This window comes from Mumia zhuanghuii, assembly GCF_042681565.1.
Classification (GTDB): domain Bacteria; phylum Actinomycetota; class Actinomycetes; order Propionibacteriales; family Nocardioidaceae; genus Mumia.
Map to the genome: position 1 here is coordinate 2,394,740 of NZ_JBHUFT010000008.1, position 19,994 is coordinate 2,414,733.

General features: G+C 70.7%; 21 protein-coding genes and 1 tRNA gene. 13 read left to right on the forward strand and 9 right to left on the reverse strand.

The genetic code is table 11. The features are described from left to right. Window positions 1-20 precede the first annotated feature (20 nt). Complete coding sequence (locus tag ACFSDF_RS20145) at window positions 21-1,016, forward strand: ABC transporter substrate-binding protein (protein ID WP_377158989.1); 996 nt, start codon at window positions 21-23, stop codon at window positions 1,014-1,016. Then, entirely contained in the window at window positions 1,013-1,885 is an 873-nt protein-coding gene (locus tag ACFSDF_RS20150; RefSeq protein WP_377158992.1) for an ABC transporter ATP-binding protein, read from the forward strand. The genes ACFSDF_RS20145 and ACFSDF_RS20150 overlap by 4 nt, the downstream gene beginning before the upstream one ends. Here the strand turns inward: ACFSDF_RS20150 and ACFSDF_RS20155 are convergent. After that, on the reverse strand, window positions 1,788-4,310 hold the full coding sequence (locus ACFSDF_RS20155; RefSeq protein WP_377158995.1) for a polynucleotide kinase-phosphatase: 2,523 nt from the start codon (window positions 4,308-4,310) through the stop codon (window positions 1,788-1,790). The two genes, ACFSDF_RS20150 and ACFSDF_RS20155, sit on opposite strands and share 98 nt — an antisense overlap. Beyond that, complete coding sequence (locus ACFSDF_RS20160; protein WP_377158998.1) at window positions 4,303-5,760, reverse strand: 3' terminal RNA ribose 2'-O-methyltransferase Hen1; 1,458 nt, start codon at window positions 5,758-5,760, stop codon at window positions 4,303-4,305. Before ACFSDF_RS20160 ends, ACFSDF_RS20155 begins: the two co-directional genes overlap by 8 nt. Window positions 5,761-5,873: 113 nt before the next feature. Here ACFSDF_RS20160 and ACFSDF_RS20165 point away from each other — a divergent pair, with 113 nt between their 5' ends. From ACFSDF_RS20165 to ACFSDF_RS20175, 3 genes are all read left to right on the forward strand, one after another. After that, window positions 5,874-6,296, forward strand: coding sequence for a PPOX class F420-dependent oxidoreductase (locus tag ACFSDF_RS20165; protein ID WP_167002493.1), 423 nt, complete (start codon window positions 5,874-5,876; stop codon window positions 6,294-6,296). A 35-nt stretch (window positions 6,297-6,331) separates the two neighbouring features. After that, window positions 6,332-6,988, forward strand: coding sequence for a DUF2238 domain-containing protein (locus tag ACFSDF_RS20170; RefSeq protein ID WP_377159001.1), 657 nt, complete (start codon window positions 6,332-6,334; stop codon window positions 6,986-6,988). Between the two features lie 99 nt (window positions 6,989-7,087). Next, window positions 7,088-8,482, forward strand: coding sequence for a DUF1214 domain-containing protein (locus ACFSDF_RS20175; protein WP_167002489.1), 1,395 nt, complete (start codon window positions 7,088-7,090; stop codon window positions 8,480-8,482). Window positions 8,483-8,489: 7 nt separating this feature from the next. Here the strand turns inward: ACFSDF_RS20175 and ACFSDF_RS20180 are convergent, their stop codons facing one another. The 4 genes from ACFSDF_RS20180 to ACFSDF_RS20195 form a co-directional block, all read right to left on the reverse strand. Next, a complete protein-coding gene (locus ACFSDF_RS20180) occupies window positions 8,490-9,173 on the reverse strand; it encodes an NAD(P)-binding domain-containing protein (RefSeq protein WP_167002487.1) in 684 nt (227 codons plus the stop codon). A gap of 1 nt (window position 9,174) precedes the next feature. Next, the gene (locus ACFSDF_RS20185) at window positions 9,175-10,110 is read right to left on the reverse strand and encodes an NADP-dependent oxidoreductase (RefSeq protein WP_167002486.1); all 936 of its coding nucleotides are present in this window, start codon (window positions 10,108-10,110) and stop codon (window positions 9,175-9,177) included. A gap of 101 nt (window positions 10,111-10,211) precedes the next feature. Further along, window positions 10,212-10,676 (reverse strand): MarR family winged helix-turn-helix transcriptional regulator, encoded by a 465-nt coding sequence (locus ACFSDF_RS20190; protein ID WP_167002484.1) that lies wholly within the window; start codon window positions 10,674-10,676, stop codon window positions 10,212-10,214. A gap of 69 nt (window positions 10,677-10,745) precedes the next feature. Then, on the reverse strand, window positions 10,746-11,900 hold the full coding sequence (locus ACFSDF_RS20195; RefSeq protein WP_167251093.1) for a PucR family transcriptional regulator: 1,155 nt from the start codon (window positions 11,898-11,900) through the stop codon (window positions 10,746-10,748). A gap of 141 nt (window positions 11,901-12,041) precedes the next feature. Here ACFSDF_RS20195 and ACFSDF_RS20200 point away from each other — a divergent pair, with 141 nt between their 5' ends. Genes ACFSDF_RS20200 through ACFSDF_RS20215 form a run of 4 tightly spaced genes read left to right on the forward strand, consistent with a single transcriptional unit; the run spans window position 12,042 to window position 16,292 of the window. Beyond that, on the forward strand, window positions 12,042-13,391 hold the full coding sequence (locus ACFSDF_RS20200) for a flavin-containing monooxygenase (protein ID WP_377159004.1): 1,350 nt from the start codon (window positions 12,042-12,044) through the stop codon (window positions 13,389-13,391). Beyond that, on the forward strand, window positions 13,388-14,218 hold the full coding sequence (locus ACFSDF_RS20205) for an SDR family NAD(P)-dependent oxidoreductase (RefSeq protein WP_377159006.1): 831 nt from the start codon (window positions 13,388-13,390) through the stop codon (window positions 14,216-14,218). The genes ACFSDF_RS20200 and ACFSDF_RS20205 overlap by 4 nt, the downstream gene beginning before the upstream one ends. Next, entirely contained in the window at window positions 14,215-15,588 is a 1,374-nt protein-coding gene (locus ACFSDF_RS20210; protein WP_377159008.1) for an MFS transporter, read from the forward strand. Before ACFSDF_RS20205 ends, ACFSDF_RS20210 begins: the two co-directional genes overlap by 4 nt. Next, window positions 15,555-16,292, forward strand: a complete 738-nt coding sequence (locus ACFSDF_RS20215; RefSeq protein ID WP_377159010.1) for a sulfite exporter TauE/SafE family protein — start codon at window positions 15,555-15,557, stop codon at window positions 16,290-16,292. The genes ACFSDF_RS20210 and ACFSDF_RS20215 overlap by 34 nt, the downstream gene beginning before the upstream one ends. Here the strand turns inward: ACFSDF_RS20215 and ACFSDF_RS20220 are convergent. Both ACFSDF_RS20220 and ACFSDF_RS20225 read right to left on the reverse strand, forming a co-directional pair. Further along, a complete protein-coding gene (locus tag ACFSDF_RS20220) occupies window positions 16,289-16,456 on the reverse strand; it encodes a hypothetical protein (RefSeq protein ID WP_167251097.1) in 168 nt (55 codons plus the stop codon). The genes ACFSDF_RS20215 and ACFSDF_RS20220 overlap by 4 nt on opposite strands. Window positions 16,457-16,683: 227 nt before the next feature. Beyond that, window positions 16,684-17,097: a winged helix-turn-helix transcriptional regulator gene (locus ACFSDF_RS20225; protein WP_377159012.1), complete on the reverse strand. Its 414-nt coding sequence runs from the start codon at window positions 17,095-17,097 to the stop codon at window positions 16,684-16,686. A 125-nt stretch (window positions 17,098-17,222) separates the two neighbouring features. Between ACFSDF_RS20225 and ACFSDF_RS20230 the strand changes: the two genes are divergently transcribed. Further along, window positions 17,223-18,137, forward strand: coding sequence for an NADP-dependent oxidoreductase (locus tag ACFSDF_RS20230; protein ID WP_167002467.1), 915 nt, complete (start codon window positions 17,223-17,225; stop codon window positions 18,135-18,137). Between the two features lie 109 nt (window positions 18,138-18,246). Here ACFSDF_RS20230 and ACFSDF_RS20235 read toward each other — a convergent pair. Continuing rightward, a tRNA-Pro gene (locus tag ACFSDF_RS20235) sits at window positions 18,247-18,320 on the reverse strand. A gap of 204 nt (window positions 18,321-18,524) precedes the next feature. Between ACFSDF_RS20235 and ACFSDF_RS20240 the strand changes: the two genes are divergently transcribed. From ACFSDF_RS20240 to ACFSDF_RS20250, 3 genes are all read left to right on the forward strand, one after another. Beyond that, window positions 18,525-18,782: an SDR family NAD(P)-dependent oxidoreductase gene (locus ACFSDF_RS20240; RefSeq protein WP_377159014.1), complete on the forward strand. Its 258-nt coding sequence runs from the start codon at window positions 18,525-18,527 to the stop codon at window positions 18,780-18,782. A gap of 10 nt (window positions 18,783-18,792) precedes the next feature. Beyond that, complete coding sequence (locus tag ACFSDF_RS20245) at window positions 18,793-19,239, forward strand: SDR family NAD(P)-dependent oxidoreductase (protein WP_377159086.1); 447 nt, start codon at window positions 18,793-18,795, stop codon at window positions 19,237-19,239. 84 nt (window positions 19,240-19,323) lie between these two features. Further along, window positions 19,324-19,944 carry an alpha/beta fold hydrolase gene (locus tag ACFSDF_RS20250; protein WP_377159016.1) on the forward strand — a complete coding sequence of 207 codons (621 nt, stop codon included), beginning with the start codon at window positions 19,324-19,326 and terminating at the stop codon, window positions 19,942-19,944. The last annotated feature ends 50 nt before the right edge of the window (window positions 19,945-19,994 follow it).

Consider the following 19,994-nt stretch of genomic DNA (forward strand, 5'->3'; position numbering starts at 1 on the left):
CCTCGTCCCGAAGGAGCACCATGAGCCCCCGGCCCCTCCACCTCGCCGCGGCCGCCGCGCTGCTGTCCCTGCCCCTCGCCGCCTGCGGTGGTGCCGCCTCCAGCGACGAGGCCGCCGCAGCGTCGCCCGGATTTCCCGTCACCGTCACCAGTTGCGGGACAGAGGTCACCTTCGACGCGCCGCCCGAGCGGGTCGTCCTGCTCAAGGGCTCAGCCGTGTCGTACCTCCACGAGCTCGGTGTGCTCGACCGCGTCGTCGCGCGCGCCGGCGCCTACCCCGAGGCGTACTACGACCGGGAGACCCAGGACGAGCTCGACGCCATCCCGCTGCTCACCGACGAGCTCGACTCCTCGGGTCACGTGCAGATCTCCAAGGAGACGGTCCTCGCGCAGAAGCCCGACCTGGTGCTCGGCGAGACCGACACGCTGGGCCACGAGACGCTCGACGCGCTGGGCATCGCACAGCTGGAGGAGCCGGGCCTGTGCCCCGAAGGACTCGCGGACCCGGGCTTCGACGACATCGCCTCGCGCATGACGACGTACGCGCAGGTCTTCGGCGTCCCCGACCTCGGCGAGAAGGCCGCGGCTGCGGTGACCGACCGCGTCGACGCGATCACCGTCGACATCGCCGCAGCCTCGGACGGCAAGGCGCGTACGGCGGCGGTGCTCTACCCGACCGTCGGCGGCGGCGCGACCTACGCGTACGGAACGCGCTCGATGGCTCAGCCCCAGCTCGAGGCTGCCGGGCTGAAGAACGTCTTCGGCAACGTCGACGAGCGCCTGTTCGAGGTGTCGGTCGAGGAGCTCGTCGGGCGCAATCCCGACGTGCTGATCCTGCTCCACTCCGACGGCGACCCTGCGGCCGTGAAGGAGGCGGTCACGTCGCTCAACGGTGCCGACAAGATCACGGCGGTCGCACGCGACGAGATCCTGGTGCAGCTCTTCAACTTCACCGAGCCGCCCAGCCCTCTCTCGATCGATGGCCTGGAGTCGATCGTGGAGCGCTTCGGCCAATGATCCGCGCCTCCGGCATCGCCTTCTCGTACGGGTCGCGCACGATCCTGTCCGGGATCGACCTGGCCGCACCTCACGGCCAGGTCCTGGGACTGCTCGGCCCGAACGGCAGCGGCAAGACCACCCTGCTGCGGACCCTCCACCGCGCGCTGGTGCCTCGTACAGGCTCGGTGCTGATCGACGACGACGACCTGCGACGCCTGTCCGCGCGGGAGATCGCACGAAGGGTCTCGGTCGTCGTGCAGGAACCGCCGGGAGACCTCCCGCTGCTCGTGTCGGACATGGTCCTCCTCGGACGTACACCGCACCGGTCGACGTTCGGGCGAGCAACCGACGCGGACGACGCGGTGGCCGCCGCCGCGCTCGAGCGGGTGGGGGCGCTGCACCTGGCCGGGCAGCCGTTCGACGGCCTGTCCGGCGGGGAGCGGCAACGCGTGCTCATCGCGCGGGCCCTCGCCCAGGAGTCGACCCATCTGCTGCTCGACGAGCCGACCAACCATCTCGACGTGCGCTACCAGCACGAGGTGCTCGACCTCGTGCGCGACCTCGCGGTCAGCGGCCACCACACCGTCGTCGTCGTACTGCACGACCTCAACCTCGCCGCCGCGTACTGCGATCAGGTGCTCCTGCTCCAGACGGGGCAGGTCGTCGCGCACGGCGCCCCGAGCGAGGTCCTCACGCCGGCGACGCTCGAGCCGGTGTACGAGGTCGACGTGCGCCGGGTCCCCCTCGACGACGGGTTCCAGCTCGCCTTCCGCCCTCGTCGGGCGACCGTCACAGGCGAGGGTCGACCGGCTCCGACTCCAGCGCCAGGACCGCGAAGACAGCCTGGTGCACCCGCCACAGCGGATCGCGATCGACGAACCCGGTGAGCGCGTCGAGGCCGAGCCCGTGCTCGCGCAGGGCGAGCTGGCGCTTCTTGCCGAGGTGTCGATCACGCAGCGTGTCGAGGGCATCGGTGTAGTCGGGTCCGTAGATGATCCGCAGGTACTCGCGACCCCGGACCTTCAGCCCCGGCTGCACGCGCCGCCCCTCGACGAGGTGGGCGGGCTTCACGACCATGCCTTCTCCCCCGGCGTCGGTGAGCTCGCGCCACCAGTCGACCGCCGCCGCACGCTCCTGCTCGGAGGCGAGATCCACAAACCGGTGCCGCGTCGGCGCGATCAGAGCGTCGTCCAGGCGACCGAGCTGCTCCAGGTGCCACGGGTGCGGCTCTGTCAGCGCGAGCGCCCTCCCCTCGGAGGCGAGGATCTGGAACGGCGCGTACGTGAGGCCCTCGAGCCCGTCGGTAGGTCGGACGTACGCCGCGTATGCATCGCTGAACGCCTCGGCGTTGGCGAGCCGGCGGCGCGCACGTTCGGCCAGCCGCTCGACGTCGCGACCGCGCGATGCTGCCTGCTCCAGGACAGCGAGAACCTCCGGCAGGGCGTGTCGTGCGGCTGCCCCGACGGAGGCGTACTGCGAGGTGATGAGGTCGCGCGCCTTCGCCGACCACGGCAGGAGCTCTCCGTCGAGAGCGACCCAGTCGGTCTCGAGAGCCGCGAACAGCGGTGCCGCCGCCTCGCGCAGCCGATCGACGAGCGGGCCGGTGTCGGCGAAGAACGGCCGGCCGGTCCGGGTGTACACCGCGCCGGTGGAGCCGTCGCCGATGCCGAACCGCCGCTCGGCAGTCTCGGGATCCTTTGCCAGGACGGCGATCGCGCGCGAGCCCATGTGCTTCTCCTCGCACACGACGCGCTCGACCCCCCAGCCGGCGTACTCCTCGAACGCCTGCTCGGGGTGCTCCAGAAAACCGTCCCGCCTCGAGGTCGAGCCAGGCGACATCGTGGGCGGCAGATAGACGAGCCACCGAGGGTCGACGGCGAACCGGCTCATGACCTCGAGCGCGGCGGCGGCGTTCTCCTCGGGGATCTTGACCTTCCCTGCGTGCCTCGTCTCCAGCCAGCGCGTTCCCGTGACGTCGTTGATCGACAGGGCGAGCGGCTCGCGGTCGACGGGGGCCGGTCCCAGCGGCCTGGCAGGGGCGTACCACTCCTCCTCAGCGGGGACCGACACGATCTCGCGCTCGGGATAGCGCAGGGCCGTCAGCGCCCCGCCGAAGACGACGCCCGTGTCGAGACAGATCGTGTTGTTGACCCACTCCGCCCGCGGGACCGGTGTGTGCCCGTACACGACCGTCGCCCGACCGCGGTACTCCTGCGCCCACGGATAGCGGACCGGCAGCCCGTACTCGTCGGTCTCGCCCGTCGTGTCGCCGTACAGCGCGAACGCGCGCACCCGCCCGGACGTACGGCCGTGGTACGCCTCCTTGAGGCCCGCATGAGCGACCACGAGCCTCCCGTCGTCGAGGACGTAGTGGCTGAGGAGTCCGTCCATGAAACCGAGCGCGGCCTTCCGGAAGTCGTCGCTCTCCCCCTCGAGCTGGGCCAACGACTCGGCGAGGCCGTGAGAGACGGTGACCTTAGAGCCTCGCAGGGCACGCACGAGCTTGGCCTCGTGATTGCCGCTGACGCACAGCGCGACTCCGTCGGCCACCATGCCCATGACGAGGCGCAGCACGCCGGGGGTGTCCGGCCCGCGGTCGACGAGGTCGCCGACGAACACCGCCGTACGGCCCTCGGGGTGCGAGGCGCCGACCGCGTGGCCGTCCTCGTCACGCAGCAACCACCCGAGATCGGTCAGCAGCGTCCGCAGCTCCGAGGCGCACCCGTGGACGTCGCCGATGACGTCGAACGGCCCGCGGAGATCCGTCCGGTCGTTCCACGCACGCTCGCGCACGATCTCCGCCGACGCGACCTGGTCCGTCCCGCGCAGCACGTGCACGCGGCGGAAGCCTTCCTTGGAGAGACGACCCAGCGAACGCTGCAGGTCGCGCTGCTGCCGAGCGACGACGTGGCGCCCGAAGTCGCGGTCGTCGCGGAGGGCGTTGCGCTCGGCCGCGAGCGACTCGGGCACGTCGAGCACCACGGCGTCGACCAGCACGTCGTGACTCTTGGCGAGCGCGACGAGCGCCGCCCGTGCCGCCTTCTGCACGTTGGTGGCGTCGACCACGGTCAGCAGGCCGCGGCGCAGGCGCGTCGCCACGATGTAGTGCAGGACGTCGAAGGCGTCCGGCGTCGCGGACTGGTCGTTCTCGTCGTCGGCCACCAGGCCGCGGCAGAAGTCGCTGGACAGGACCTCCGTGGGTTTGAAGTGCGTACGGGCGAAGGTGGACTTGCCGCTGCCGGAGATCCCGATGAGCACCACCAGCCCTTTCGCGGGGACCGTGATCTGCGTCGTGCCGGTCTGCTCAGTCACGGGTTCCTCGCTGGTTCACGCGGTGCTGGTCAACGCTGTACTGGTCATCGGCAGTGCCCCTCACAAAGACGGCCATCTGGGTCGGAGCGCCGAGGACGTCGTCGTGCTCGCCGATGCCGCGCCGCTCCACGACATAGCCGTAGGTCGCGGCGACGCGATCCGACCACGCGGTGAACTCCGCCCGATCCCACTCGAATCGGTGATCGCGATGGCGCATGCCGCTGAGTCCCTCGTACCGGACGTTGAACTCGCGGTTCGGGGTGGTCACGACGACCGCTCCGGGCTTCGCCGCACCGAAGACGGCGCGTTCGAGCGCCTCGAGCCGCGACGGATCGACGTGCTCGACGACCTCCATGAGGACAGCCGCGTCATAGCCGGCGAGCCGCGGATCCTCGTACGTCAGGGCGCTCTGGAAGAGCGTGACGCGCTCCGCCTGACGCTCGCTCATCCGATCGAGGCGCAGCCGACGCGCGGCGTGCTGAAGCGTCCTCACCGAGACGTCGGTGCCGGTGATCTGGGTGAACGACGGCGTGGCGACCAGGCGCTCCACGAGCTGACCGGGCCCGCAGCCGAGATCGACGACCGACCTGGCCCCCAGCTCGAGAAGCGCCTGATGGACCGCGTCGTGGCGCTGGGTGTTGAGCGGGATCCGCACGGCCTCCGGCTGCAGCGCCTCCTCGTCCTCCGCGGGCGCGACCGCGTCCTCAACGTCGTCGCCGAGCTCGGCCAGGCGGGCGAGGGCCACCCGGGTCAGGGCACCTTGTCGTCCCAGGTAGCGGCGGGTGATGAGCTCCTGGTCTGGGTGCGTCGCGAGCCAGCCCTCGCCCGAGCGCAGGAGCTTGTCGACCTCGTCCGGCCCCTGCCAGTAGTGCTTGGACTCGTCGAGGACCGGCAGGAGCACGTGCAGCTGGTTGAGGGCGTCTGCGAGCCGGACGTCGCCGGTCAGGCGGAGCCGCACATATCGCGAGTCACCCCACTCCGGGAAGCGCTCGTCGAGCGGGATCGCCTCCGCCTCGACCGTCCACCCCAGCGGCGCGAAGAGGCGGTGCGCGATCGTGGGACCGCCCCGACACGGCAGCACCGGGATCGCGATCTCGAGCGGGATCGCGCGGTCGGCCAGCTCCTGGCGCGCCTGGCAGCGCCCGCTGCGCGCCGTGCTGAAGACATGGGCCATGGCCACACCGAGCAGGGAGGAGGCCGCGTACGACCGGTCGTTGACGTACTGCGCGAGGCTGAAGTCCGGCGACCCCTTCGCGCGGGACCGAGCAAGTCTCACCGGGTCGACGTCAAGCATGAGCGCAGCGGTGCACCGGTCGTCACTCGCCTCTGGGTAGAACACAGTCGCGACACCGAACGACTGCCGGAACTCCTGCACCTGGTCGGGGTGCTTGTGAAGGAGGTAGCCGAGGTCGGTCGCCGGCTGGAGAGTCGTCGAGACTGTCAGGAGCACGCGGTCAGTCTCGCGTACCGGCGCTACCGGTTTTCACGACTTCGACGAACTGATCACGCTGACGCCGCAGTAGCGTGAACGACGAATGCCCGTCCGCTCGCGAAGGAGACACCATGTCCAAGCCGCCGCTGCCCGACGAGGCGATCGCCCTGCTGCGCCGCCCCAACCCCGCCGTTATCGCCACGCTGCGCAAGGACGGCTCCCCTGTCACGACGGCCACCTGGTACCTCTGGGAGGACGACGGTCGCGTCCTCGTCAACATGGACGAGGGGCGGGTGCGGCTCACGCACGTGCGCCACGATCCGCGTGTCAGTCTGACCGTCCTCGCGGAGGACGGCTGGACGACCCACATCACGGTGCTCGGCCGGGTCGTCGAGATCAAGGATGACGACGGGCTGACCGACATCGACCGCATCTCGTCGCACTACACCGGCCATCCCTACAGCAACCGCGATCGGGGGCGGGTCAGTGCGTGGATCGAGGTCGACCGCTGGCACGGCTGGGGAGCCCACAAGGACAGCAACCAGACCGGATGACCCCACCGCCTCGCGGGCTGGGTTAGCGTACGCGCATGACTGACGTCGCCGTAGTACGGCATCCTGTCCCCACGCTGCTACGGCGCCTCGACATCGCAGCCAAGCTCCTTCTCGTCCTGATGCTCGCGACGGCGCTCGCCTTCCCAGCGTTCGGCAACCTGGAGGACAAGGGCGCGGTCGCGCGGGCGATCGCTTACCCGGCGCTCGCCTTCGCTGTCCCGGTCGTCTGGCACGTGTGGTGGCGCGAGCGTGCGTCTTTCCCGTGGCTCGCGGACTTCCTCATCACGATCACCTGCTTCACGGACATCCTCGGCAACCGCATGGACCTGTACGACGCCATCGTGTGGTTCGACGACTGGATGCACTTCATGAACACCGGGCTCCTCGCGGCGGCGGCGATCCTGCTGACCCTCCCCCGCAGCGCGACCCTCGGCGCGACCGTCGAACGGGCTCTCGCGTTCGGAGCGACGGCGGCGATCGTGTGGGAGCTGGCCGAGTACTTCGCGTTCATCAGCAAGTCCGCCGAGCGCCACAGCGCCTACACCGACACGCTCGGCGACCTCACGCTCGGGACCCTCGGGTGCCTCGTCGCGGCTGTCGTCATCCACCTGGCGTGGCGCCACGGGAAGCTGCGAACCTCAGCTCCGCAGCTCGAAGCGGCCATCGCGCCGGTCGGGCAGCCGACACCCTGAGAGACGCGCGTTTGCGTCTCACTGCACGAATACCTGTACATAAACTCACTACCCGGCGAATCTGACCTGGCCCAGCCTCCCGCCGTCGTAGGAGTTCAGTTGTGGAGCCCGAGATTCCGTCGTACGGTCGTCGCCCTCGCAGCGGCCATCGTGGTCGCAGCACCGGCCATGGTGGCGCAAGCGTCGCTGGCCTCGGCATCCGGTCCGCCGCGGCTGGCCACCGTCGCAAAGAAGTGCGTGCAGAGTCCCCTCTTCACCCAGGAGGTCCGCGCTGTCGAGGCCGTCGCGACGAAGATCGCCGGCACCCCGGAGGTACGTGAGGCGCGCGCGGCGATCGCACAGGAGTGGCGGACGAAGCTCGAGGCCAAGGTCGGTCCGTTGAGCCGACAGGCGAAGGAGCGGCTCGACCTCGCCACGCGCGAGCTGGTCTTCACGTACGCCCAGCGTGCCGCCAACAACGATCCCGCCTCTCCGAAGGTGTCGTGGGTCGAGTCGCCTCCCCACACCTGGAACGGCGCTCGCGTCCAGGGCGGTCGGTACGCCGGCGACAACCCAGACACGATCTATCGCATCGTGCCGATCGACGGCGCCTCGCGCTACGTGATCCGCGGCCAGGTCCAGAAGGTCAGGCCCGTCCACGCGGTCTTCGAGCTGACGAACGACGGCGATCGGGTGGCCGCCACGGACACGATCGAGCTGAAGGATCTCGTGACCCGTGCGGACGGCAGCTTCACGATCACCATCGACTCCGAGCCTGACGCCGGACGTCCGAACCACCTCCAGACCAACCCCGGCACCGTCCAGTTGTTCATCCGCGACACGCTGTCCGACTGGGGCACGCAGACTCCCGCGACGCTCTCGGTCGAGCGCATCGCCGGTCCGCCGTCGGCCGGACGGTCGTTCCGTACCCTCGTCGACGAGACCGTCCGCACGGCGCGAGCCTCGGGCACGTTCTGGATGGACTACTTCGTCCTCTTCGCGTCGTTCTCCACGCCGCCGAACGTCGTGCCCGAACCGACGAAGGGCGTCGCGTCGATCTCTCGCTCGACCGGCAACTTCGACCTCGACGACGTCGAGGCCCTCGTGATCACCACGCGCAAGGGACCCGCGACCTACACGGGAGCCACGGTCCAGGACGTCTGGACGATCACCCCGGACTACTGGGACGAGCAGACAAGCCTTTCCAGCGGCCAGTCCGTCGCCAACCCCGACGGGACCACCACGCTCGTCGTCTCGCCGCGCGACCCCGGCGTCCACAACTGGATGAGCACCGGCGGTCTCGCGCAGGGCACCTTCCTCCTGCGCTGGCAGGGCGCGTCGCTGCTCTCCGACACCAGCGGGAAGCCGTTCGTCACGTCGCGCGTGGTGAAGCTGGCCGACCTGCGCACGGCGCTCCCCGAGGGCACCGCGTACGTCTCGCGCCGCGAGCGCTCGGTGCAGCTGCGTGAACGTCAGGCCGGCTTCGCACGCCGGATCGCGACCTGCGGCCGCTAGCCGTGTCTTAGACGAGCTCGGGCTCCGGACCGGCATGGGTGAGCATCTGGTCAGGGTCGAGACGCGATCTGCCCCACCTGCCGTGGACAGCGTTGTACTTGCCGCCGATCTCCAGGTCGCGCGAGACCGAGATGTCTCCCACCAGCCACGGCAGCCAGCCGGTGCGCTCAAGGTACGGGCGGACGCGGTCGGCCGTCGCAGCGGAGTCGGCGGCGAACGCGAGCACAGCGGGCGGCTCGTGGTCAGCGCCCTCCCCGATCGCGGTGGTCGCCAGGTTGGAGAAGGCCTTGACGTGCCCCGTCCCGCTGGGCAGGAGGGTCGCGACGAACTCCCCCGCGGACCCTTCGCGGGGCGTACGAGGGACGATCCCCGCCGGAGTCACGTCGAGCGGGTTCGAGACATCGAGGAGGACCTTGTCGGCCAACGATGCTCCGAGCTCGCCGATCACGGCACGCTGAGCAGAGTCCCAGAGCGTCGCGAGGATCACGAGCTCCTGTCCGTCGACCGCCTCGGCGAGGGTCGAGGCGACGGCGACCTGGGCGCCGACGGCGACGGCGCGCACCGCACCGGCGGCGGCCGCTGCCTTGGCGGGGCGGTGGTGGTAGAGGGTCACGTCGACGCCGTGCGACGCGAAGAGCCGGGCGATGGCAGTGCCGTGGCGTCCGGGGCCGATGAGGGCCAGGGAGTTCATCTCATGCCTCCGATACGGGCAGGTGGGGGTTGTCGGAGAGGTCGAGGACGAGCTTTCCGCGGGCGTGCTTGGCGTCGAGGCGCTTGTGTGCCTCGACGATCTCGGTGAAGGGCAGGGTCTCCACCGGGAGCCGCAGCGTCTCCGCCGCGACGCCGTCCAACAGCTCGCGCAGCTGCGCGGTGCTGTGCTGCACCCGCACGAGGCGGATGCCGTGCGACACCATCGTTTCCGGCACGAGCGTGATCGCTTTCCCGCCGGCAGCAGCGACCGCGACGGCCACGTCTCCCGCCTCCTTCGAACCGGCCAGGTCGATCGAGGCAGCGAGGGCACGACCGTCCGCGACCGCCGCGATGCGGCTGGCCAGCCCGGGCCCGTACGACACAGCGAGGGCGCCGAGTGCGCGGAGGTGGTCGTGGTTCGCCTCGCTCGCGGTGCCGATGACCGTGAGACCGCGCGCGAGCGCCAGCTGGGTGAGCATCGTGCCGACGCCCCCGGATGCTCCATGGACGACGACGACGTCTCCTTGCCGCAGCGGCAGCGCGTCGAGCGCGGAGAGCGCCGACTGACCGACACCGCTCAGGCCGCCCGCGAGCGCCCAGTCGACGTTCGCCGGCTTGGGATGCAGGCGCGAGCCGTCGGTGGTGACCAGGTCCGCGTCAGCGCCTTGGGCTCCCCAGCCGATGACCTCCTCCCCGACCTTCCATGCCCGGTCGTTCGACTCGGCCACGACTCCGGCGAACTCGGTCCCCAGCACCATCGGGACACTCCCACCGAAGGTGCCGGCCCGGCGTCGGGCGTCGACGGGGTTCAGACCTCCCGTCCGCACCGCGACACGAACCTGCCCACGTCCGAGCGGAGGAGTCTCGTGCTCTTCGATGGTGATGACGTCGGGAGGACCGAAGCGACGAACGACCGCGATCCGACTGATCTGCGACATGGCGTTTGCCTTTCTCACGCGCAAGGGCGCCACGATGGCGCTATATCTGTAACTACAGATATCCGGATTCTCTTCCCCGCAGTTGAGACGTTCCTCGTTCGCTACGCAGGCGGGGCAGAAGTGACGCCCTCGTGCGCCGCCAGTCGGCGGGCGAAGGCAAGCAACGGCGCGAGGTCGGCGTCGTCGATGAGCGGCTCGAACTCGCGGGCGAGGCTTTCGGCATGGGCGTCGGTCGCCCGCTCGACCAGCTCGGCTCCCCGCTCCGTCAGCACCACCTGGACGACCCGTGCATCCTCCGGGCTCTCCACGCGGTCGACCAGCCCCGCCTCGCACAGGCGACTGATGAGGTGCGAGGCCGAGCCCGAGCTGTAGACGAGCGAACGCGCCAGCTGTGTGGCCTTGAGCGTGTGTCCTGGCGCCTCCCACAGCGAGAGAAGAGCCTCGTACGAAGGGACCGTGAGGCCGAAGTCCTTCTTGAGCTCGGCGGCGAGGCCGGTCAGCATCGAGCGCTGACCCAGCAGCAGACCTCGCCAGATCTCCTGACGGGGAGTCAGGGGGTCGCGCATGACAGGCTCCGATCTCGCGACATCACGTACCGCCTCATTCTCTCTGTATCGACAGAGAGCGGGCCTGCGTCACTCCGCATCGGCGAGCCAGGCCCGGCAGAGCCACCACGCGTCCATCGCCCCGAACGTGCCGAGCGGATCGATCCCGGTGACGTGGGTGAACCGCTGCACCCGGTTGCGCACCGTGTTGGCGTGGACGAAGAGGACCTCCGCCGCCGCAGCGGTGTCCCGGTCCGCCTCCAGCCACGCGCGCACGGCGAGCGCAACCGGTTCGGCACTGGGCCCGAGCTCGCGCCAGGCCGCGAGGTGCTGGGTGAGCAGCGCCGCGGTCAGATCGGTCCGGGAGAGCACGGCCACCACGCTCGCGACCTCGCTGACGTGCACCGGGCCGGTCCGACCGATCGCCTCGGCGGCAGGGACGGCGGCGACGGCGAGCCGGTGCGCCGTACCAACCTCCTCGGCACCGACCGGTCCGGCGACACCGACGACCACGTCACCACCGGCATCACGACGGGCAGACGGGCGGCTCGACACGACGGCGACGACGGTGTCACCGAGGGACGCCGAGAGCGACACGGCCCGGTCACTGCGCAGAAGGCGCAACGCCTCCGTCGCACGTGGGTCACCGTGGCGTGCCACCAGCACCCACAGACCGCCCGCGTACGGCAGCCCGGCCTCGGCCGCGGCCAGGGTCGCCGCGGAACCGCCCTCCAGCAGCCGCCGCATGACCTCCACGTCGCGATCTCGCCGGACTGCGGTCTGCTCGGCACGCGCGTCGCGGTGCGCGCGGATCAACCGTGAGCGGACGGCCTCGGCCCAGTCGTCGTACAGCTCACGCGCGTCCAGCAGCTGACCTGCTCCGACGTCCTCGGCCTCCGCTATCTCGCGGGCCCGCGCCCAGATGGCGCGCTCGGCAACGTGGATGGCGCCGAGCACCACCTCGATCGGGATCCCCTGAGTGGCGCGGGTGACCGCCAGCTCCTCGACGAAGGCCAGCTCTGCCTCCGTCGGGCCCCGGCGCGCGGCGAGCGCGCGCGTGGCGGCCATCAGCAGGGCTCGCGTGTGGCCGGCGATGTCCGCCACAGGGAGCGAGGCCACCTCGGCGACCATCGAGCGTACGCCGGCGACCACCTGCGGCAGCAGGTCTTCGTCCCGCATGACCCGCTCGATGAGATCGATGAGTCCGGACCACTCGTCGGTCCGCGCTCCGACTCCTCGTGGCATCGGCACCCCGCCTCCGTTCCCTTGTGGCGTGGCACAACCTTATGCAGAAACTCGGTGACGAGGGCCACAGGGATACCGCTGGTCGGCGTCTACGGTTGTCCCGGACCACATCGGTCCGTGTCGCCGAACAGGAGCTCGTGCATGACCCACCCCGCCCGCGTCGCCGTGATCGGCGCCGGAGCCGCCGGCCTCACCGCCACCAAGGCACTGCTGGATGTCGGCGCCGACGTCGTCACCTACGAGAAGGGTGACCGTCCCGGCGGCCTGTGGGTTCGCGGCAACAGCAACGGCCTCTCCCCCGCGTACGACTCCTTGCACCTCAACACCAGCAAGGGACGCACGGAGTTCGCCGACTTCCCGATGCCCGCAGAGTGGCCGGACTACCCGTCGGCGGACCTGGTCGCCGGCTACCTCGCGGACTATGCGCGCACCTTCGGCGTCCTCGAGTCGATCCGCTTCGATGCCGCGGTCGCGGCGGTGGAGCGCGAGGACGACAGCACATGGACCGTCACCACGGCGTCCGGCGACGTCGACCAGTACGACGCAGTGGTCGTGGCCAACGGGCACAACTGGGACCCGAAGTGGCCGTCGCCCGCCTACCCCGGCCACTTCGACGGCACGCAGATGCACGCCCACGACTACCGCAGCGCCGACGTCTTCCGCGACAAGCGGGTCGTCGTGGTCGGGATGGGCAACTCCGCGATGGACATCGCCGTCGACGCCTCGTACGTCGCCGAGGCTCCGGTGCTGCTCTCCGCCCGCCACGGCGTGCACATCCTCCCGAAGTACCTCTTCGGCCGCCCTGCCGACGCCACCGGCGGCGCGATCGCCGCGCTGCCGTGGCGCGTGCGCCAGCGGATCGCGGAGACGTCTCTGCGCCTGGCCGTCGGACGACCGGAGAAGTACGGCCTCCCTGCCCCGTCCGGCGGGTTCTTCCAGAACCACCCCACGATCAGCGACACGATCCTGCACCGGCTCACCCATGGTGCGGTCGAGGCCCGTCCCGGCATCGCGCGGCTGGACGGAGATCGCGTCGTCTTCACCGACGGCCGTACCGAGATGGTCGACACCATCGTGTGGGCGACCGGATACCGCGTCACGATCCCGTTCCTGTCGCCGCGCTGGCTGGGCACGAACCCCGAGGCCATGCTGCTGCACCATCGCGTGTTCCACCTCGAGGACCCCAGCCTGGCCTTCGTCGGCCTGATGCAGTCGACCGGCGCGGCTCTGCCCGTCGTTGAGGCCCAGGCCAAGCTGTTCGCGGCGTACGTTGGCGGGGACTACGCGCTGCCGACGCCCGACGAGCGCGACCGTGAAGCCCATCGCGCACTGGACGAGGCCAAGGACAGGTGGGGTGACAAGCGGCCCGCGATGCGCATCGACTTCGACCGGTACGTCGCCGCGATCCCGCGCGAGATCGAGGCAGGCCGTCGCCGTCTCGCCACCGGCACCGAGGGCTTCGCCGCGCGTCCCGTGGCGGTGAACGCATGAGCCGCCGTGATGCCACCGGGCTGCGCGTGCTCGTGACCGGCGCGTCGGGGACCTTCGGTCGCGCCCTGTGCCAGGAGCTCTCCGAGCAGGGTGCCCACGTCGTCGGCCTCGATCTGGCGCCACGCGCCGACGACCCGGTCGAGGTGCTGGCGTGCGACGTCACCGACGACGCTGCCGTCCCCGCAGCGGTCGCCAAGGCTGTTGAGCTCCTGGGCGGTCTCGACGTCCTGGTGAACAACGCCGGCATCGGTGGGCCCGCGCCCGCCGAGCTCGCACCCGGTGACGAGGTGCGCCGTCAGCTCGACATCAACCTGCTCGGCACCTGGCGCGTCACCGCAGCCTGCACCGAAGCGCTGGTCGCCTCGCGTGGCCGGATCGTCATGGTCGCTTCGCGGATGGCGGTGATGCAGCTGCCGCTCGCGGCCGCGTACGGCGCGTCGAAGCGCGCAATGGTCGCCTACGCCGACGCGCTTCGCCTCGAGCTCGGCACCCATGTCGGCGTCACCTGCGTCTACCCCTCGTCGGTACGCAGTCCGATCCACGACTCGACCGCAGCGGCCGGGCTCTCCCTCGAGGGGATGAGCGCGTACGAGCCGCTCGAGGGCGTGGTCGACACCGTTCTGCACGCGGCGCTCTCACGCCGCCCCCGGCGCGACCTGCCCACCACGCGTCGCGGCGCGATGGAGTTCTTCCTTGCCCGGCACCTCCCCGCTCTCACCGACCGGATCGTCTCGCGGACCTTCTCCGAGCGTGTCCGCTCCGGGGCGTTCGCCGGAGCCGATCTGGCGGCCAGGGCAGTCGCGCGTCACCGCGAGGCCGCCCGGTGACGGCCACACAGACCCCCGGACCCGTACCCGTCAGTCGTGCAGCAGAGGCGTCCCCCCGCGCCCGTCTGCCGCACCTGGCGGCGTACGGGTCCGGGTCGCTCGGGATGGGCGTGTGGGTCACCGTTCCCGGACTTCTGCTGCTCTACTTCCTGACCAACACCCTCGGGGTCAGCCCGCTCGTGGCCGGTCTGGTGCTCCTTCTGCCGAAGGTCCTCGACGCCGTCGTGCACCCGACATTCGGAACGTGGTCGGACCGCCAGGCCCGCCGCCACGGCCACCGGCGCGGGATGATGCGCCTGGGCCTGTTACTCGCCGTGGCGATGGGCGCGATGTTCGCGGTGCCGTCGGGGCTGACCGGTCTCTCGGCCGCCCTCTGGGTCGGCTTCTTCTACATCGTGGGCAACCTGCTCTTCGCCGCCTTCCAGGTGCCGTACCTGACAGCCCCGTCGGACCTCAAGGTCGGCTACCACGAGCGCACCCGCGTCTTCATGGTGCGGATGGTGATGCTCACCGTCGGGCTCCTGGCCGCCGGCGTCGCGGCTCCCGCGCTGGTCGCGGACCACGAGCGGGGCAGCTACGTACGGATGGCGCTGCTGCTCGGGGTGGTGATGGTGGTCAGCGGCGTGGTGGCGATTCGCGGCGTACGCCGCCTCACCGAGACCTGCGGCTTCCGCAGCCCGGACGCGGAAGCACACTCCACGCGGGCCGACCTCGCGCTCGCCTGGCAGGACCGTGACTTCCGCCTGCTCGTACTCTCCTACCTGTTCACCGGCGCCACCACGCACCTCGTCTTGGCGGCGGTGCCGTTCTACGCCGAGTACGTGCTCGGCAGCAGCGGGCTGACCGCAGTGCTCATGGGCGCCTTCCTCGGACCGGCCGTCTTCGCCTCCCCGATCTGGCTGCGGGTCTCCCGCCGGATCGGAAAGCAGCGCGGGCTGCTGCTGAGCCAGCTGATGTTCATCGTCGGGACGGCGGGCCTCCTGGCCGGTGACCGGCTCGGCGTCGCCGTCTCGGTGGCCGTCGTGGTCGTGCTCGGCGTCGCCTTCGCGGGCCTGCAGCTCTTCGCGTTCTCGATGGTCCCCGACGCCGTGGCTGCCGCCGAGCAGCGCGGCTCGTCCCGCGCCGGGGCGTACACGGGCGTGTGGACCGCGACCGAGGCCGTGGGCACTGCGATCGGGCCGTACGTCTACTCCGCCATGCTGGCGATCGGCGGCTTCGCCGCGGCCGTCGACGGCGACAGCGTGGCACAGTCGGACTCCGCGCTCAGCGCCGTACTGATCGGGTTCACCGCCGTCCCCGCCGTGCTGATGACGATCGCCCTGCTCATCCAGCGCCGGTGCCGTCTCGACCGGTCCGTGCCGCTGACGTGAGCGAGGAGCTGCTCCTCGGTCTGGCCCTGCTCGGCATCCTCGTCGGCGCGCTCGCGCAGGCCGCGACCGGGATGGGGTTCTCGCTCGTCGCCGCCCCCTTCATGGTGACCGCGCTGGGACCCCGCGAAGGGGTGGCGGCGACCGTGCTGCTCGCCGTGTTCGCCTCGACGGTGCCGCTCGTTCGCGACCGCAGGGAGGTCCAGCCCGGTGCGGTGACGCGGATGCTGCTCCCTACGCTGGTCTGCACGCCGCTGATCGCCTGGGCCGTGCGCGACGTGGAGACGCGGTGGCTCGGGTTGGCCGGCGGTGTCGGCGTCGTCATCGCCGTCGCGCTGCTCGCGAGCGGTCTGCGCTCCCGGTGGCTCGGCACACCGCAGGCCGCTGTGCTCACCGGCGCCACCAGCGCGGCGCTCAACGTCGTGGGGGGCGTCGGGGGTCCCCCGATCGGCCTGTACGCCGCGAACGCCGGGTGGGAGCCTCAAGTGATGCGCGCCAATCTCACGGCGTTCTTCCTCGTACAGAACCTCGCGACCGCGCTTGTCCTCGGCGTCCACCTTCCAGGTGCGCCGCAGCTGGCCGTGCTCGGCGTCGGCACCGCCGCCGGGATGCTGCTCGCGAGCCGCCTGACGCCGTCGCGCGTACGGACCGGCATCCTGGCGCTCTCGCTGCTCGGCGGGCTCGGGCTCGTCGGCGGCGCCCTTTAGCGGCGAGCCGAGACCCGGTTCAGCACTGCTGCCAGCGGCTCCGGCACACGGTCGGGCTCCAGCGCTTCGACCAGCAGCGCGGCGTAGCGCGACTTGCGTCCCGCCCGCACTCCGAGGAAGCGCCGCAGCACCGCTTCTTGCGTCCAGTCGCGCTGGGCGGGCATGCCCGCCAGGAGCCTCAGCGAGTGCGGCGTCGAGACCTGCTCTGACCAGTCCGCGCCGGAGCTTCGCCTCCTCAGGGGCGTCGAAGAGGCCGGCGAGCCGGACGCCGAGCCTTGCGGGCCGTACCGCGAGGCAAAGCCCGCGTGTTCGTGATCCCGCCCATCGCGACCACCTCGATGCCCTCAGCGCCGAGGTCACGGCACCATTGCGCCACTGCGTCCCGAGCCCGTCAACCGACTTCGCTCGCGATCGCGTCGTACGAGTCCCGAGACTCGTGGACGTCGTCCATGTGCGCCTCTGCCCAGCCCTTCAGAGCCATCATGACGTGCTGAAGGGATGCGCTCAGATCTGTCAGCGCGTAGTCGACGGTCACCGGCACGGTTGGAGTGACCGTTCTCGTCACGAGCCCGTCGCGCTCGAGCGTACGAAGAGTCTGCGTCAGCATCTTCTGGCTGACCCCCGCGATGCGTCGCGCGAGCGCCGAGTACCGCAGGGGTCCCTCCTCCGCCAGCGCCGCGAGCACGAGCGCCACCCACTTGTCCGAGATGCGCGCGAGCAGTTCCCGGCTCGGACAGCCCGCGAGGAAGGCGTTGTACTCGGCCTTTGCGCTGCTTCGGCGCTGGGCCGCAGTGGTCGTCGGCATCAGAGCTCCTTCGGTGCGCACTTGCCAGCATCTAACGCACTTTTGGGTGCCTACTTCCCAACAGAGAGCGTGTGGAGCCAGTCTGGACTTCGGCACACGCCACCACAACCCCACCGAGGAGAATCATGGACACCACCGCGACCTTTCGCACCGCCGTCGTCCGCGTGCCTGCTGGACCAGCGTCTGTCGAGCTGATCGACGTACCCCGACGCGAGCCGGGTGCCGGACAGGTCCGGGTACGGATCGAGGCCGCGTCGGTCAACCCTGCGGACGTGTGGGTCACCGACGGCTTCTTCCACTCGATCGGCATGATCAACCAGCCTGATCACGCCGGGCTCGGATGGGACTTCGCCGGCGTGGTCACGCAGGCAGGAGCGGACGTCACGCTGCCCGTCGGCGCGCGCGTCGCCGGGATCGTGCCGGGGTTCGACCGCGACTTCGGGACGTACGCGGAAGAGGTCGTGGCCGACCGGGACTGGATCGCCGTCGTTCCCGACGACCTCGAGCTCACCGCCGCTGCCATCGTCCCCCTCAACGCGCTGACGGCCGACCAGATCGTCGACTTGCTCGGCGACGGCGACGGCCAGCGCCTGCTCGTCACCGGAGCAGCCGGTGCCGTGGGCTCCTTCGTCGTCCCGCTGGCCCTCGATCGCGGCTGGGTGGTCACCGGGCTCGCACGCACCGGCGACGAGTCCTTCGTCCGTGGTCTCGGCGCCGAGTTCACCTCCGAGTATTCCCACGGCTGGGACGCCGTCGCAGACACTGCACTTCTGCAGGCCGAGGGCGCCGCTCTCGTCCGCGACGGCGGAACCTTCGTGGGAGTCCGTCCCACCGACGTGCCTTCCCCAGGGCGCGGCATCTCCGCTCGTGCCGTGTCGGTCGCGCCCGACCCGGATCGGCTTGCGACCCTGCTGCAGCTCGCTGACCGCGAGGTCCTTCCGACCCGGATCGCCGACGTCCTGCCTCTCGAGAAGGTCGTCGAGGCCCTCCAGCGCGTCGCCGCAGGAGGCCTCCGCGGACGGTACGTCCTCGTTCCCTGAACCAGACTCTTGCAGGTGACGTAGCGTCAATCCCTACGCCACCACGGCGACGTCAGACAGGAATGTCCCGGGACACCGATCAAACGGCGTCCCGGGACATCGATTTCTGTCGGGCTGACAGGATTTGAACCTGCGACCCCTTGACCCCCAGTCAAGTGCGCTACCAAGCTGCGCCACAGCCCGAGACCCAGAGCAACCGCTCCGAACCTGCGAAGCAACCCTAGCAGCCACAGTTGCCGTTCCCGACACCGGCCAGGGCCGCTCAGGCCAGGGGCCACCACGCCGGCAGCAGCAGCCGATAGCGCTCGGCGAACGCGTCCACGCTCCGCGGCTCCGGCCCTTCGAGCCAGGCCTCGATCGCCCCCACCGTCCCGTACGCGACGTAGCGTGACGCGACCGCGACCGTCGCCCTGTCGTACGGCGCCGGCACGCGTCGCCCTCATCACCGGCGGCGCGAGCGGCATCGGTCGCGCCACCGCGATCCGGCTCGCCAGCGAGGGCGGCACCGCCGTCGTCGCCGACGTCCAGGACGACCTCGCCAAAGAGGTCATCGCCCAGATCGAGGCAGCCGGAGGCGCCGCCCGCGCGCTGCACCTCGACGTCGCCAACGAAGACGAGTGGACCGAGGCCGCGGGGCATCGGTGACTCCGATCCGATCGAGGAGACCTCGTACGACACGTGGCGGAGAGTCGGCGCGGTGACCGATACGAGCGTCTTCCTCGGGACGAAGGCTGCCGCCTCCGCGCTCAAGGCCTCCGGCCACGGCGCCGTCGTCAACACCAGCTCGATCTTCGGCATCTCGGGCGAGTTCGGGACGGGCCCTGCGTACGCCGCCGCCAAGGGCGCGGTCCGAACCCTCACGAAGAACACCGCGCTCGGCTGGGCGACCGAGGGCGTTCGCGTGAACTCGATCCACCCCAGGTTCATCGAGACGCCGATCCTCGGTGACACCGACCGTACGATGCTCGCCGCGGCGGCACCGAGGCAGCGCGTCGGTCAGCCGGAGGAGATCGCCGCGGGGATCCTGTTCCTCGCCAGCGACGACGCGTCCTTCGTGACCGGCGCCGAGCTGGTGATCGACGGCGGCTTCACCGCCCGCTGACCCGCGGGAGCCTCCAGTCCGCCACGAGCGGAATCGCCTCCCCGACGGTTCCGCTCGTGGCGTTCGACGTCGTACGGTCACGGCATGCGCACACCGGTCGTCCTCCTGCCCGCCCTCGGCGAGACACGTGACGACTGGACGGAGATCGCGCCGACACTGGCACAAGACCACGACGTCCACGCCCTCGACCTGCGCGGTCACGGCCAGGCCGCGTGGGAACCTCCGTACACGTTCGCCCGCATGCGCGACGACGTCATCCGGACGCTCGACGATCTCGGCCTCGACGAGCTCGACCTCGTCGGCCACTCCCTCGGAGGTGCGGTGGCCTGTCACGTCGCGGCGGAACAGCCCGACCGCATACGACGCCTCGTGCTGGAGGACGTGGGCGCGCTCCGCCCTCGCGTGCCGCAGGCACCCGAGCGCCCGCCGGGCCCGCTGCTCTTCGACTGGGACATGGTCCTGTCGGTACGGCGTCAGCTCGACTCCCCCGACCCGACCTGGCGCGACGACCTTGCGCTCATCGCCGCGCCGACGCTCGTCCTCGCCGGCGGCCCGGACAGCCCCGTCCCCGACGAGACGATCGACGAGCTCGTGAACCGCGTCCCCGACGCGCGGCGCGTCACGATCCCGGTCGGCCATCTGATCCACCGCGCGGCCCCGCAGGCCTGGCTCGACGCCGTCGTCCCGTTCCTCGCGCAGACGTAGGACCCGACAAGAAGACCCGACGTCGCACCCCTCAATCAGGGGTGCGACGT